A 15,704-nucleotide genomic window follows, 5' to 3' on the forward strand; every position below is an offset into this window, starting at 1 on the left:
TAGTAAATTTGCATCCCTCCTATTCTAACATAGCCCACGGTTTCAACCGTGGAACGGATTGTGATAATCTGTTGTGATAATATATTGTGATAATACATTGGGATAATACATTGCGCTCCCACGGTTGAAACCGTGGGCTATGTTTAATAGCAAGTCTCCAAAGCTTTTCACGCAGATTTAAAAAGATCTAAGTAGATGAGCGCAGATTATTTATTTTAAATTTAAATCTGCTTAAATCTGCAAAATCTGCCTGAAACAAAAATTATTGACAAATTTGACTTTTAATGAATTACACTCTACGCAATTAGTTAAAATTTGGAACAATCTCATTAGCAAAACACAATTCAAAATTGATTACTTTTGTAAAAATTGACTTTTTTTATGCAAATTGATCTTTCAAAACTCGACCCAAAACATAATATTATAATTAAAGGAGCGCAGGTACATAATCTAAAAAATGTAGATGTCGCTATTCCCCGAAATAAACTTGTTGTAATCACAGGTCTTTCAGGATCAGGAAAATCAAGTTTGGCATTTGATACTTTATACGCCGAAGGACAACGTCGTTATGTAGAAAGTTTATCATCATATGCACGTCAATTCCTTGGTCGTCTTGACAAACCAAAAGTAGAATACATCAAAGGTATTGCGCCTGCAATTGCTATTGAGCAAAAAGTTAATACAACCAATGCGCGTTCGACTGTTGGAACTTCAACTGAAATCTACGATTACATCAAACTTTTATTCGCCAGAATCGGTCGTACTTTTTCGCCTATTTCGGGACAGGAAGTCAAAAAAAATACCGTTACCGATGTTGTTGCTGATGTAAAAACATTAGAATTAGACAGCAAATGGCTGCTGCTTTCTCCTATTCATTTAGAAGAAGGAAGACAACTTGAAGATAAACTAAAAGTACTTTTGCAACAAGGTTTTGCCCGTATTTTGGTTGATAACGAAATGGTTCGTTTAGATGAATTTACACCAACAGAAATCCACAAATTAGACAATAAAGACATTCTGTTAATTATTGACAGGATTGTTGTTAAAGAAGAAGAAGAATTCTATAATCGTTTAGCCGATGCCGTGCAGACTGCTTTTTTTGAAGGAAAAGGGATTTGTTATTTACAGGAATTAAACTCAGATAAAAGATTTACCTATTCGAATAATTTCGAGTTGGACGGAATTACTTTCCTGGAACCCAATGTACATTTATTCAGTTTCAATAATCCCTATGGTGCGTGTCCGGTTTGCGAAGGCTACGGAAATATAATTGGTATTGATGCCGATTTAGTGGTTCCTAATACCTCTTTATCCGTTTTTGAAAGTGCTATTTATCCCTGGAGAGGAGAAAGTATGAGCTGGTACAAAGACGAATTGGTAAAACATGCCTACAAATTCGATTTTCCTATTCATAAACCTTATTTTCAGTTAACAGAAGATCAAAAAGATTTAATCTGGAAAGGAAATCAATATTTTCAAGGGTTAAATGATTTCTTTAGGGAATTAGAAGAGAAAAATTATAAGATTCAAAACCGCGTAATGCTATCTCGTTACCGTGGAAAAACAAAATGTCATGCCTGTCGCGGAAAACGTTTACGAGAAGAAGCTTCTTATGTGAAAATTGGCGGAAAAACAGTTTCAGATTTAGTCGATCTTCCAATTAAACATTTAGTTACGTTTTTCAAAGATCTTGAATTAGACAAATACGAACAGCAAATTGCGAAACGTTTGATGGTTGAAATCAACAATCGTTTATCGTTCTTAACTGAAGTTGGTTTAGATTATCTTACACTAAATAGAAATTCTTCGACACTTTCCGGAGGAGAATCACAACGTATTAATCTCGCCACTTCATTAGGAAGTAGTTTGGTTGGATCGATGTATATTCTGGATGAACCAAGTATTGGACTGCATCCCAAAGATTCAGAGCGACTTATTAAGGTTTTACTCTCACTTCGCGATTTAGGAAATACTGTTATTGTAGTGGAACATGATGAAGACATCATGAAAGCTGCCGATATGATTATTGATATTGGTCCGGAAGCAGGAACTTTTGGAGGAAATTTAGTGGCGCAGGGAACGTATGATGAAATTTTAAAATCAGAATCTTTAACGGCGAAATATCTGAATGGAGATTTGGAAATTTCTGTTCCGAAGAAAAGAAGAAAATTTAAAAATCATATTGATATTGTTGGCGCGCGAGAAAATAACTTAAAAAATATTGATGTTACATTTCCTTTAGATGTTTTAACGGTTGTTACCGGAGTTTCAGGAAGCGGAAAAAGTACTTTAATCAAGAAAATTTTATTTCCTGCTATACAGAAAAAACTGGAAAATGCAGCCGAAAAAGCGGGTCAGTTTACCGAAATAAAAGGTTCTTTCTCTCAGATAAAACATATTGAATATGTAGATCAGAATCCGATTGGAAGAAGTTCACGATCGAATCCGGTAACATACATAAAAGCTTATGACGACATTCGTGATTTATATGCCAAAGAAAAATTATCCAAAATAAGAGGTTATCAGGCTAAACATTTTTCTTTTAATGTTGATGGAGGCCGATGCGAAACTTGTAAAGGAGAAGGCTCTATAAACGTCGAAATGGTCTTTATGGCCGATGTTTCTTTACCATGTGAAACTTGTGGAGGGAAACGTTTCAAAAAAGAAATTTTAGAAATCAATTTTGATGAAAAAAATATCAATGATATTCTGACGATGACTATTGATGATGCGATTGCTTTTTTTGAAAAAAACAAACAAACCAAAATCACTCAAAAATTACAGCCTTTACAAGATGTTGGTTTAGGATATGTGCAGTTGGGACAATCTTCTTCTACACTTTCTGGCGGTGAAGCGCAGCGTATTAAATTAGCTTCCTTTTTAGTAAAAGGAGCCACAAAAGATAAGGCGTTATTTGTTTTTGATGAACCAACAACTGGTTTACATTTTCACGACATTAAAAAACTATTAAAGTCATTTGATGCCTTAATCGAAAAAGGACATTCGATAATTGTAATTGAACACAATCTTGATTTAATAAAATGTGCCGACTGGATTATTGATTTAGGCCCGGAAGGTGGAGAGAATGGTGGGCATTTACTGGCAGTAGGAACACCTGAAGATATTGTAAAAGTAAAAGAATCCGTTACAGGAGTTTATTTAAAGGATAAACTTTAATTATAAAAAAATTCCAAATTCCAATAGCGATTATCCTATTGGAATTTGGAATTTTCCTTTTGCAATTTAAATGTTAAGCAACCAAACATCTTTCTTCAAACGGGAAACCATCTTCATCGATAGCAACCAATATTTTTTTCTCTTTAGATGCCTGTAGGGTTAGATATAACCAGGCAAATGACCACAATCCTAAGGTTAAGCAAAAAATGGTGAAATTTAAACCATGATTAACAACCTTTCCTCCTTTAGAAAGAACCGCAAAAAGCAATTTGTCATTTCTTTCTTCAAGTTTAAATCCTTTATGAACCTTATTTGATATCATATTCGAAAATACTTGTAAACTTTGTTCTTGACTCAGTTTATTCTTTTTCATAGCCCTCCTTTTTTTTAAATTCTAAAACTCTTTAACTTTAATAATTTAAGTAGGTAATCAATTCAGATAAAAACTTTGTAATTGAATTTTTATTGCATTTATCAAGATATTCTATATCTAATCAAATAATCTGTTGATAAAAATTCAACCTAAAATTAAATTTTATAAATTAAATTACAAAACGAATAACTGTTAAAATTTAAATTTAACATCACGATATCAATATATTACCATTTTATTAATCCTTCTTTTTAAAACTGAATGCAGGAGCTTCATAGTCAGGTTTCAAATAATTTTCAGGAATTGTTGTAGTATTTCCGTCACGTAACGCGCTATAATGTGGCGACATAATTTCAATTCCTGCAGCATTAAAAGAATCCTGAATGTTCTGATGCAGCGACGAATAAATCCTTGGCTGTTTTGTAGGTTCTTTCGTATAAACATTTATTTGATATGACACATAAAAATCATCCAAGCTTGTTTGCAGAACAAAAGGCTCTGGGGTTTTCTCTGTCATATCTGTCTTTAGAGCCGCATCAATTAATGCTTTATGAATATCCTTCCACGGTACATCATACCCAATGGTGACAGTAGTATGAATTAATAAGCCATTAGTTGTTTGTTTTGTATTAGCCGAAAAGTTAGTTGAAGTACTAGATAAAACTGTCGCATTTGGTATTGTAATATCCTCGAATTTAGGAGTTCTAATACGGGTTACTAAAGCTGTCTTTTCGATTACTTCTCCACTTACATCACCAATTTTAATAAAATCGCCAATTTTAAACGGACGCATATATGTAATTACTAAACCCGCAACCATATTGGCAATGGCATTTGAAGAACCTAAAGAGAACAAAACACCGACAAATACAGAAACCCCTTTGAAAATTGGAGAATCTGAACCTGGCAAATACGGAAAAATAATAACCAACATAAAAGCGTACATTAATAATCTAATAATATTAAATGTCGGCATTGCCCAATCATTATAAAATCCATCAATTTTTATGTTTTCTTTTTTTATCTCATCAAAGAAGAACTTGATAATTTTTATACTATATCTAAAAATGACAATGATGACAATAATCGTTATCAAACTTGGCAAAAAGTCTACAAAACCCATGATTGCCAATTTTGCAGGAGTTAAAATCCAACGTAATAAAGTCGTTGTATACGCTTCTGTAGCTGGAAATATGCTAAATAAAACTGGTAATGAAAGATAAACAATAAAAATAAGGGTGATGATTTTAATAAAACCAAATAATCGCATCAATACAAACTGCTGCTTATGAGGCGATAAAATATTGATATTATTGTAATTGAAACCTTTGAAATACCTGTCGCTGTTTTTTAAGATTCGGAATCTTATCCAGTTAAAGATTTTACCGACAAAATATAAAACCAAACCGATTATTAAAATTAATAAGGCAGTATAGCCAAAGCGTTTTGGCAACTGCGAATAATTTTCATTTTGGTAAACAACAGCATTTTTTATTAAAGTTAAATTTCGCTTTGCAATAAAAGCAGCGGTTTCATTTTCGACTTTGGCATCAATATCCAAAACAGACATTATAATCAAATCACCTTTATAAGTGATATCCTGAGAAATATCTGAAGGGACAACCACAATCGAATCGCTTTCAAAAAAAGAATCATGATAAAGTTTCCTGATTTTTTCAGTAATAGCGTTAGCTCTGCTTTCTGCAGAAAAAGATCCTACTTTATTATAGACGTAAAAAAGGGTGTCTTTAAAAGGAACAATCGGGTATCCTTTTAATTTTGGCTGAGAAATAGTTAAAGTATCTTTTTGAGCGGAGACTATTGAAGAAAACAAAACAACAAACAACAGTAAAAAGTAAGGTAATTTCTTTTTCATATTCTGCTAGAAATAAATTAGTTATCCTTCTAACAAATATAAAAACAAAATAGCTTAAAAATTACATAACTGTCTGTTTTCTCAATAAAATCGTATTAAATTTTAATACCTACCTTTTTCAAAAGACCATCAATTACCTTATTAATGTCTGGTGAAATATTGAATTTATAATTCAGGTAGACATATAAAATCGTTACCAGAATTGATTTCAAAGCAATACTAATTAATTGATAAAAAGGAAATTCCCAAAAGTAAAACACAAGAAACAAAGCAAATGTGAGCAACATGGAATAGACTGTTTCTTTTGTAAATGGATATAAATGAAGTTTTTTAACAACAAATAGCAATTTTGCTATACTATATAAGGTAATAGATAATAAAGTAGCAAACGCAGAACCAAAAATTCCAAAAATCGGAATAAAAATCATGTTCAGAACAATGGTCAAAAACACCAATAAAAGTCCTAAATACAACACCATTCTATAATATTTTGTATTAAAGATAATAGCATTATTATTCCCTAAAATCAAATCAAAATATTTAGATAAACCGATCATAAATACAACGGCTATTCCTCCGCTATATTCTTTGGGAACCAATTCATACAATTGACTGATATTGACAAAAATACAAAGCATTACAAACCCGCCAACCATTTGAAGATTAATAGATGTTTTTTTGTATAATAAATTCAATTCATCATGTTTGTTTTCATGCATCAATTTTGCTGTAATTGGATATACAATCTGATGCATGGCGCGGCTCGGAACAGAAATTACCAAAGCGATATAAGTTGCCACCGAATAATAGGCAATATTTTCGATCTTCATATATTGGTTCAGCATCAATTTGTCACCATCTAAAAGCAAATTGGCAACACTTCCTGAAAGAATAATGAAGAAAGTATATTCCATTACATCTTTTACATTCTTAGGAATATTGATTTGAAATTTAGGCTTTTTAACATAAAAAGCATAAAACATAGTTACTATAAAAGCTATGAAATATATTCCTGCTGTTACATAAACGAATTGAACTAAAGTTATCCAATGAAGATATAAACCTATCAAAGCAACTGTTGAGAATAATCTTAATCCAACTTCTTTAATAAAATTTCCAAAAACCGAATGCATATGTACTCTAGCCCAAGCATAAAATATCTCAAAATAGGCCATACAAATCCCTATAAAGGGAATCAGAAGCATAAACTCCTTTACAACAGGATTTTCTTTAGAAACAAAAGCCGTAATATCATCAAAGAAAAAGATTCCAATAATTCCTAAAGGAATACACATCAATACAGGAAATAAGGCTGTAAACGATAAAAACTCTTCTCTTTCTTCCTCTGTTTTATATTGGGAATAAAATTTAACCAGGGTATTTTGCATTCCAATAGCAAACAAAGGCATGATAACATTTGCTGCTGACAATATATAATTTGTTAACGCGTAGTAAGTTGCACCTAAAAAAACCGGATATAAATAAAGTGTGTTAATGGCTCCAATAGCGAAACCTATATAAGTAATAATAGTATTTTTGAAAGACTGATTTAAAACAATACCCATGTTTGAGTTTAGATTGTAGAGTTTAGATTTTAGATTTTTGCACTATCCTTTAATCAATTGTGCTAATTGTTTGGTTAGGTTTTTTCTTGAATATTGTTGTAAACCAACGCCATTAGCTTGTAATTTTCCTTCCAAAAATTGATTATAAAAGTCCAAAATTACACTTTTTAATTTCGCTTTTTCAGAATAATCAAAAAATACTCCTGTATTGGTTTCTTTTATAATGTCGGCAAAATCAGACCCTTGAGGTCCAATGGCAATTATTGGTCGATTAGACACCATATATTCAAACAATTTCCCCGGAATAATACTTTTAGTATCTTCAGAATTAATTTCGATTAGAAGTAAAACTTGTGACTTTTTTTGATGCGCAATTGCCTCATGGTGTGAAACGTAACCCAAAAGATTTAAATAGGAATTCAGATCAAAGTCCTGAATAGAATCAAGCACTTCCTGACTTACGGCACCAATTAATTTAATTTCTAAATGCAATTTAAAATCTGGGATTTCCTGAAGTAGTTCTATCAGACATTCCCATAAAAACTTTGGATTTCTATCTGATAAAAAAGAACCGATATGCGCCAAAGTAAATTTAGAATCTAAAATTTGCTTTTCTACATTTTCGATATCATAGCCATTTGTAATTACTGAGATTGGTTTATTAGTAATAGCTTGAAATTCGGTTTTAGTTGTTTTACTGGTTACAATAATGGTATCAGCACTATTTAGAACTTTGTGCTCTAAACTTTTATGTTTTTTAGCAGCGTAAGCAGACAAACGCAATGCTTTATGATATCCAATTGTTGTCCATGGATCGCGAAAATCAGCAAACCACTTAACGTTTAGTTTTTCTTTTAATTCTAATCCAATTAAGTGCAAACTGTGCGGCGGACCAGAAGTTACAATGGTATTGATATTGTTTTCTTTAATATATTTTTCAAGATAAGCAACTGAAGGCTTTACCCAAAATACACGTGCATCCGGAATAAAAAGATTTCCACGTACCCAAAGAAAAGTTTTATCTAAAAAAGTTTGTTTTTTCTTTTGAGGAAAAATTCCAGAACTGATTTTCTTGGTTTTCTTTTTTGAAAAAACAGAAGCCAATTGGTACGGTTCCCATATTTTATTTTTAAGAACAACTGCTTTATCAGATATTTGACTGACCAGACCTTCGTCAGTTATTGGATAAGTTGGGTTTTCCGGAACATAAACAATGGGCTGAATATCAAATTCAGGCAAATACTTTACAAATTTCAACCAACGTTGTACGCCGGGTCCTCCAGCGGGTGGGAAATAATACGTAATGATTAAAAGCTTTTTTGGTTCCATTATATTGAATCGGTTTCACAGAGACTCACAAAGTTCTCGCAAAGTTTCGCAAAGATTATTTAAAGTTTCTTTTGAGTATCTCCGTGATTTCTTTGTGAATCTTTGCGAAAGAATTTTTCAAAATAAATCCCACCAATCAAAAGCAGTAACATTCCGATTGAACTTGCCAATGTAATTGTACCTCCCGTTTTTACAATCTGAGGTTCAAATTTAAATTCGATAGTGTGTTTTCCACCTGGAACTTCCATTGCTCTTAAAACATAATCCACAGGGAAATGGTCGGTCAGTTTACCATCAACATATGCATTCCAGCCATTTTTATAATACATTTCAGAGAAAACAGCTAAACCATCTTTTCCGTTTTCTGACTGATATTTAATGTAGTTTGGTTTATATTCTATCACTTTTATTGTTCCGGTTGTATCCCATTGTTTTTTTGCTCGGGCATTTTCAAATTTATTTTCATAATCATGAACATTAAAAACGGCCACCTTTTTAGTATCAATGTTATTCAAAGCTTTCATGACACTGTCAGGATTGTTTACTAATTTGACTGAGCTTACAAACCAGGCATTTCCATTTGCTTCAGGATTAGGAATAGGGAATTCTTTTCCTTCCTTATCTGTTTGAATAATGTATTTCACATTTAACATGTTCAATACCTCAATATTACTTTTTGCTATTTGATAATCAAACAATTGCTGCATTCTTCTTGGGCGTACAGCGCTATAGCCACCAATGGTTTTATGAAAATAAGAAGATCTTCCCTGTAACTGTCCCTGTACATCAAAAACACGATAGATTGATTTATCTTCTAAAATCTTAGTGTCAATTGGAGTTTCCTGAAAAGGGGCGGCAATTTGTACCGGACTTACAAAATCTTTAGCAGAAACATATCTTTTATCAACAAAAAACAAATCGAAAATCATTAAGACACCGACAATTATTAAAGTTGTATTCTGAGCTAATTTATTCTTGATAAACAGCCATAAAATTCCAAAAGTAATAACTATAAAGAATCCTGAACGCAATAAATCTGCAGAATACAAACTCATTCTATCTTCTTTTAATGCATCAACAAAAGCAGGACCATAACTTTGAAGATAAGCATTATCACTCATTCCTGTAAAATGGAACATCCCTTTGGCAATAACCAAAATTAATAAAACTCCAAGTCCAAAAACTCCGGTCTGAATTAAGGCTTTTTGCTGTAGTTTTGGCTCGTCTTTAGCCTTAAAAAAGGATTGTAATCCCATTACGGCAAGTACAGGAATACATAATTCTAAGATGACCTGAATAGAGGATACTGCCCTGAACTTATCATACATCGGGACGTACTCAATAAAAAAGTTAGTCAGCAATGAGAAATTTTTCCCCCAGGAAAGCATCAATGTAAATAAAGCTCCTGTAAGAAATACATACTTTATTTTTCTTTCATCAATAAACAGAGCCAGGACTGCCAAAAAGAAAACTACAACTCCTATGTAGGCTGGTGCAGAAACAATTGGCTGATCACCCCAATACGTAGGCATTCCGGAAACAAAATCCTGTGCCTGTTCTGAGGGAACTCCCTGCTCGATCATAAACGAGTACATACGGCTGTCTGTACCTACATTTTCATGGCTAGAACCTCCAAAAATTCGTGGAGCAATTAAATTTAAACTTTCTGCAATACCATAACTATATTCTGTGATATAGTCCGTTGTCATTGAAGCAGTTGTTTCATTTTTAGATCCGTCAGGATTAAAAGTCAATTCGCTTTTATCTCGAATACTGTATTTTGCATATTCGCTGGTTGCTAATAAATTTCCGGCATTGGCACCAATTGCAAAAATTCCGGCCACAGCCAACACTCCAATAGCTTTTAAAAGCCCTTTATACTCCTTTTCCTTAATAAATTGAAAAGCAAAATATCCGGAAAGAATCAGCAGGAAAATCAAAAGATAGTAGGTCATTTGAAAGTGGTTCGCGTTAACTTCCAACGCAACTGCAAACATGGTGAGCAAGCCTCCCCAAATATATTTTTTCTGAAATACCAGTATAAAACCCGCTATCACAAGTGGCATATAAGCAATTGCGTGCGCTTTTGCATTATGACCAACTCCCAGAATAATAATTAAATAAGTAGAAAAACCGAACGCAATCGCGCCGATAAATGCTTTTAATGGATCCGTTTTTAAAACCAACAACAAACCATAAAAACCTAAGAAGTAAAGAAAAAGATAATCAGAAGGACGAGGTAAAAAACGTAAAACATCATCTAATTTACCCACAAAATCATTAGGATAATTAGCTCCTAACTGATAAGTTGGCATTCCTCCAAAAGCAGAATTGGTCCAATAAGGTTCTGTATGTTCAGCGGCTCTAAAGTCATTTTGCTCTTTTGCCATTCCGGTATATTGTGCAATATCCGATTGGAAAATTTGTTTTCCTTGTAAAACTGGATAAAAATAAACTAACGAAACGAGAATAAAGCCCAATATAACAAGGGCGTGCGGATAGAACTTATTTACTATTTTCAATTTAGGTTGGTTTGGGTTAAATGATGAATCCTATTAATCAGGACACAAACTTAATCTATTTCTTCGTAATCAACATAATCGCCAACCTTTTTGGTTTCGCGAGGATTTTTTGCATTCGCCGTGTTGATGATTATCTCATCATTATTAGTATGCGTTTTTTGCCATGAGTTATCCTGGCTATATTGTTGCTGTCTCTGAAAATTTTCACCTGCTTTTTCAACCGCTTTTTTCACCAATACTGGCAAAAAGATTTTGGCTAAAAATTTGAAAATATAATAAAACGCAATGATCCACATTATCGTTTTAAACAAATTTGTAAAAGATGCTTCTTGCATAATTGTATAATTTTTGTCAAAATTAATAAATCCGTTGTTTAAAATTAAAATATCAATCTTAAATAAATAATAAAATATAGTACATTTGAAATGCGTTATAACTTTTTAATCCAAAAATATATTTATGTTAAAAATTAAAAACTTATTCATTACATCTCTTTTTTTATTACCACAACTTTTCTTTGCCCAATTCACGGATGTTATTAATTCAAATCGTCCAGGTGAAACCATGTCTGCCTATGCGGTTGGAAAATCAATCATACAAGGTGAAATTGGTGTTTATGGAATTAAGGAAAAACACGATTTACTAGATTATGATGCAAGTGGCTTCGGAACCGATTTAACGATTAGATATGGTGCATTCATGGAAAAACTGGAATTTGTTCTTGACCTGCAATATCAAATGGAAAACTTTGATACTCCCTACACTAGTTATAAAAAAAATAACTTTAGACAAACCGTTTTAGGGGCAAAATATTTAATTTATGATCCTTTTAAAAACTATGAGAAAACCGCCAATATCTACAGCTATAAGGCAAATCATTCCTTTAATTGGCATCAATTAATACCTGCGGTTTCTTTATTTGCCGGAGCCAATTTTGTTGGCGCAGATAATCCTTATTCATTTTCTCCTGAATCAAGTATTTCTCCTAAAGTAATATTAATTACCCAAAATCTTTTTGGAGGTGGAAAATGGGTCTTTGTTACTAATTTTATTGCAGATTATATTACAACAGATTATCCTAGTTATGGATATGTATTAACTTTAACGCATGGATTTAATGATAAATGGTCTGGCTTTATTGAGAATCAAGGATATAAAAGCGACTTTTACAGTGATGCCATTGTTCGTGGTGGCGCTGCTTATTTACTCAATTCAAACATGCAAATCGATGCCTCTATAAGTACCAATTTTAAAAATACCCCTTCTGTATTATATGGCGGAGTTGGATTTTCATGGCGTTATGATGGTTGGTATAAAGAAAAACAAGAAATGACTTTTAAGAAAGACAGGAAATCTAAAAATAAAGATGCTGAAGAGAATATAGACTATCAGGAAAAAGAAAGAAAGCGTAAAGCTAAATACGAATAATTAACAACTGAACTTCTCTGACAAGGGGACAAAACAATTAAGACTTTTAATGATTACAATTAAAGAAGCCAAAACCAAAAAAGAACTAACAGAATATATCAAATTTCCGTTTTCGTTATACAAAGACAATCCGTATTGGGTGCCGCCTATTATTGCTGATGAATTAGAGTCTTTTGATAAAACGACAAACCCCGCTTTTGACCATGCTGAAGCTTACTTTTATCTGGCTTACAAAAACAATGAAATTGTTGGTCGTATTACGGCAATCATAAATTGGTCTGAAGTAAATAATCAACATAAAAGAAAAGTACGTTTTGGCTGGTTTGATGTTATTGATGACATTGAAGTAACAAAAGCGTTGATGGAAAAAGTATATGAATTAGGCAGAAAACATAATCTGGAACATACAGAAGGTCCAATGGGATTTTCTAATTTAGATAAAGTTGGAGTTCTTACGGAAGGTTATGATCAAATGGGAACCATGATTACCTGGTATAACAATCCCTATTATGTAACTCATTTTGAACAATTAGGTTTTCAGGTAGAGAAGGAATATATAGAAAGTATTTTCCCGTTTTCAAACGTAAAACCAGAGTTTTTTCTTAAAGCTCAGGAATTAATTAAAAAACGATACGGTTTAAGAGCTTTGACTTTTACTAAAACAAAAGACATTATGCCACACGTGGATAAAATGTTTGATTTGTTTAATACTTCTTATGCCAATTTAGCTTCGTTTGTAGCAATTTCAGATGTTCAAAAAGAATATTTCAAGAAAAAATATATCAGTTTTATCAACCCGGAATACATCAAATTTGTTGTTGACAAGGATGATAATTTAATAGCTTTTAGTATCGTAATGCCAAGTTTTTCTGAAGCATTGCAAAAAGCAAAAGGTAAATTATTCCCGTTTGGTTTTTGGCATTTATTACAGGCCAGAAAAAAGAGTAAAGATGTTGTCTTTTACTTAATTGGAGTTCATCCTGATTATCAAAACAAAGGTGTTACAGCTATTATTTTTGATGAATATTTTAAAACTTTTTCGGAAAAAGGAATTCAAAATTGTATTAGAACACCAGAATTGGCCGAGAATACAGCAATTCATTTACTTTGGAAAAACTTTGATCCAAAAATTCACTGTCAGAGGAAAACATATAGAAAGGATCTTTAGAAGTTGTCAGTCTCAGTGGCAGTTTCAGTCAAAAAAAAATCCATTCCGCAAACGGAATGGATTTTTTTTACAATTTTTTTTATTTCTTTATTCTGGACAATCAGATTTTATCAACGTATTTTTTGCATCAAATTTTAATTTCTTTTTATCCTTAAAAGTAACTTTATCATTTGCATCTGTTACATCGCCATATCCTTCAATAAAAGCTCCGTCTTTTTGCAAAAAAACAACCTCTCTGACAGAAGAAACACCTTCAGACATAAAAGTATAATCTGCAATCAGGGTATCACCTTTCATATTACCAATTATAGTACCTTCGTTTTTATCTTTTCCTGTTATATTATAACTTAATTTTCCGTTTACTTCCTGATGTGAATTCACATTAAAACTTAACGCTACGATATTACCATTAAGTCTGGAAGTATAACATTGGTCTCCAGCAGGCTCAACAAGTTCTGCTTCTTTTGGAGGATTTGGTTCTATTTGGGGAGGTGGTAGTGTTATTTCTTTTTTACAAGAAATAAAAATTCCCACCAGAATGATCATTAATGCTGATAATTTTTTCATAATCCTAATTTTACTGATTTTTGAATTATAAAGTTACCCTAAATAAAAAAAATCCACTCGTATAACGAATGGATTTTTTTATATAATTCCCATATAGGAATATATTTTCTATTAGAAATTAAGCATCTAAATCAACTTTTGTTGTGCTTGCAATTTCTTTATAAGTTCCGTTTTCTAATTTCTCGCGAATTGCTTCAAAAGCTATTAATGTCTCATCAATATCTTCTAAAGTATGTGAAGTTGTCGGAATCATTCTTAATAAAATAATTCCTTTAGGAATTACCGGATAAATTACAATTGATAAAAAGATACCGTAGTTCTCTCTTAAATCGTTTACCATGACCATAGCTTCCGGAACACTTCCTTCTAAATAAACTGGTGTAACACAAGTATTAGTATCTCCAATATTAAAATTTCTTGAGCGTAAACCATTTTGTAATGCATTTACATTTTCCCAAAGCTTATCTTTTAATTCCGGATGGTTACGTAATAATTCTAAACGTTTCAAAGAACCAATGGTTTGAATCATTGGCAATGCTTTTGCAAACATTTGAGAACGTAAATTATATTTTAAATAATCAATAATATCCTTATCTGCAGCAACAAAAGCACCAATATTGGCCATAGATTTTGCAAAAGTAGAGAAATAAACATCAATATCCTGTTGTACGCCTTGCTCTTCTCCTGCTCCTGCTCCTGTTTTACCAAGAGTACCAAAACCGTGTGCATCATCAACCAATAATCGGAAATTGTACTTTTCTTTCATGGCAACAATCTCCTTCAACTTTCCTTGTTGACCACGCATTCCAAAAACCCCTTCAGTAATCAATAAAATACCTCCACCAGTTTCTTCTGCCATTTTTGTGGCACGTTGCAAGTTTTTCTCAATACTTTCCAAATCATTGTGCTTGTAGGTAAAACGTTTACCCATATGCAAACGAACTCCGTCGATAATGCAGGCATGAGAATCTACATCATAAACAATAATATCATTTTTAGTAACTAATGCATCAATTATAGATACCATTCCCTGATAACCAAAGTTCAATAAATAAGCGGCAGGTTTCATTACGAAATCAGCCAATTCATTTTCTAATTGTTCGTGGTATTTGGTATGGCCAGACATCATTCGTGCGCCCATTGGGTAAGCTGCTCCAAATTGAGTTGCAGCTTCAATATCTGCCTGACGAACTTCCGGATGATTAGCAAGACCTAAATAATCATTAATACTCCAGTTTAAAATATTTTTTCCACCAAACTGCATTCTTGGACCTAACTCTCCTTCTAATTTAGGAAACACAAAATAACCTTCTGCTTGTGACGCCCATTTTCCTAAAGGGCCCTTATTGTTCTGGATTCTTTCGAATAAATCTTTTACCATAATATATTTGAAGTAATAATTTTAATTTATCAGCGAGCAAAAATAAATATTTATTCTATGGAATCATAATTATTTAAAAATGATTCGAATTCAAAATCGCTCTTTCATAAACTTTTGTGCAAAAACTTTATTTTATTGTACTAATTTTCTTTAAAAATTAAAATCTAAAATAGACTCTCAAAACTAACCCTGTAAATTATAAGTAATATATGACTTTTATCATAATAAAGGACAATTTAGTCTTTTAAATTTACTTTAGATTTAAAAACTAAAATAAAACCAATCTATTATGAAAAAGAAGACACAAATCCCGATTAG

General features: G+C 32.1%; 11 protein-coding genes. 3 read left to right on the plus strand and 8 right to left on the minus strand.

What is annotated here, in order from left to right:
* The first annotated feature begins 381 nt into the window (after positions 1 to 381).
* Positions 382 to 3,177, plus strand: a complete 2,796-nt coding sequence (gene uvrA, locus ASC72_RS02320; protein ID WP_056186089.1) for an excinuclease ABC subunit UvrA — start codon at positions 382 to 384, stop codon at positions 3,175 to 3,177.
* A 73-nt stretch (positions 3,178 to 3,250) separates the two neighbouring features.
* On the opposite strand, the gene ASC72_RS02325 is transcribed toward uvrA, so the two are convergent.
* The 6 genes from ASC72_RS02325 to ASC72_RS02350 all read right to left on the minus strand — a co-directional run bounded on the left by ASC72_RS02325 (position 3,251) and on the right by ASC72_RS02350 (position 11,177).
* Positions 3,251 to 3,550, minus strand: a complete 300-nt coding sequence (locus ASC72_RS02325) for a hypothetical protein (protein WP_056186092.1) — start codon at positions 3,548 to 3,550, stop codon at positions 3,251 to 3,253.
* A 238-nt stretch (positions 3,551 to 3,788) separates the two neighbouring features.
* Positions 3,789 to 5,426 carry a mechanosensitive ion channel family protein gene (locus ASC72_RS02330; protein WP_056186095.1) on the minus strand — a complete coding sequence of 546 codons (1,638 nt, stop codon included), beginning with the start codon at positions 5,424 to 5,426 and terminating at the stop codon, positions 3,789 to 3,791.
* Between the two features lie 95 nt (positions 5,427 to 5,521).
* Positions 5,522 to 6,991: an oligosaccharide flippase family protein gene (locus ASC72_RS02335; protein ID WP_056186098.1), complete on the minus strand. Its 1,470-nt coding sequence runs from the start codon at positions 6,989 to 6,991 to the stop codon at positions 5,522 to 5,524.
* 42 nt (positions 6,992 to 7,033) lie between these two features.
* Positions 7,034 to 8,320, minus strand: a complete 1,287-nt coding sequence (locus tag ASC72_RS02340; protein ID WP_056186101.1) for a glycosyltransferase family 4 protein — start codon at positions 8,318 to 8,320, stop codon at positions 7,034 to 7,036.
* 59 nt (positions 8,321 to 8,379) lie between these two features.
* On the minus strand, positions 8,380 to 10,842 hold the full coding sequence (locus ASC72_RS02345) for a YfhO family protein (RefSeq protein ID WP_056186104.1): 2,463 nt from the start codon (positions 10,840 to 10,842) through the stop codon (positions 8,380 to 8,382).
* 50 nt (positions 10,843 to 10,892) lie between these two features.
* Positions 10,893 to 11,177, minus strand: a complete 285-nt coding sequence (locus tag ASC72_RS02350; protein ID WP_056186107.1) for a DUF4834 family protein — start codon at positions 11,175 to 11,177, stop codon at positions 10,893 to 10,895.
* A gap of 124 nt (positions 11,178 to 11,301) precedes the next feature.
* Here ASC72_RS02350 and ASC72_RS02355 point away from each other — a divergent pair, with 124 nt between their 5' ends.
* Both ASC72_RS02355 and ASC72_RS02360 read left to right on the plus strand, forming a co-directional pair.
* Positions 11,302 to 12,270, plus strand: a complete 969-nt coding sequence (locus ASC72_RS02355; protein ID WP_056186110.1) for a transporter — start codon at positions 11,302 to 11,304, stop codon at positions 12,268 to 12,270.
* Positions 12,271 to 12,319: 49 nt separating this feature from the next.
* The gene (locus ASC72_RS02360; RefSeq protein ID WP_056186114.1) at positions 12,320 to 13,438 is read left to right on the plus strand and encodes a hypothetical protein; all 1,119 of its coding nucleotides are present in this window, start codon (positions 12,320 to 12,322) and stop codon (positions 13,436 to 13,438) included.
* 87 nt (positions 13,439 to 13,525) lie between these two features.
* Here ASC72_RS02360 and ASC72_RS02365 read toward each other — a convergent pair whose 3' ends face one another.
* Together ASC72_RS02365 and ASC72_RS02370 are read right to left on the minus strand one after the other, a co-directional pair.
* Positions 13,526 to 14,005 carry a hypothetical protein gene (locus ASC72_RS02365; protein WP_056186117.1) on the minus strand — a complete coding sequence of 160 codons (480 nt, stop codon included), beginning with the start codon at positions 14,003 to 14,005 and terminating at the stop codon, positions 13,526 to 13,528.
* Positions 14,006 to 14,123: 118 nt separating this feature from the next.
* Positions 14,124 to 15,386 (minus strand): pyridoxal phosphate-dependent aminotransferase family protein, encoded by a 1,263-nt coding sequence (locus ASC72_RS02370; RefSeq protein ID WP_056186119.1) that lies wholly within the window; start codon positions 15,384 to 15,386, stop codon positions 14,124 to 14,126.
* Between the last annotated feature and the right edge of the window lie 318 nt (positions 15,387 to 15,704).

The organism is Flavobacterium sp. Root420 (assembly GCF_001427905.1).
Taxonomy (GTDB): Bacteria; Bacteroidota; Bacteroidia; order Flavobacteriales; family Flavobacteriaceae; genus Flavobacterium.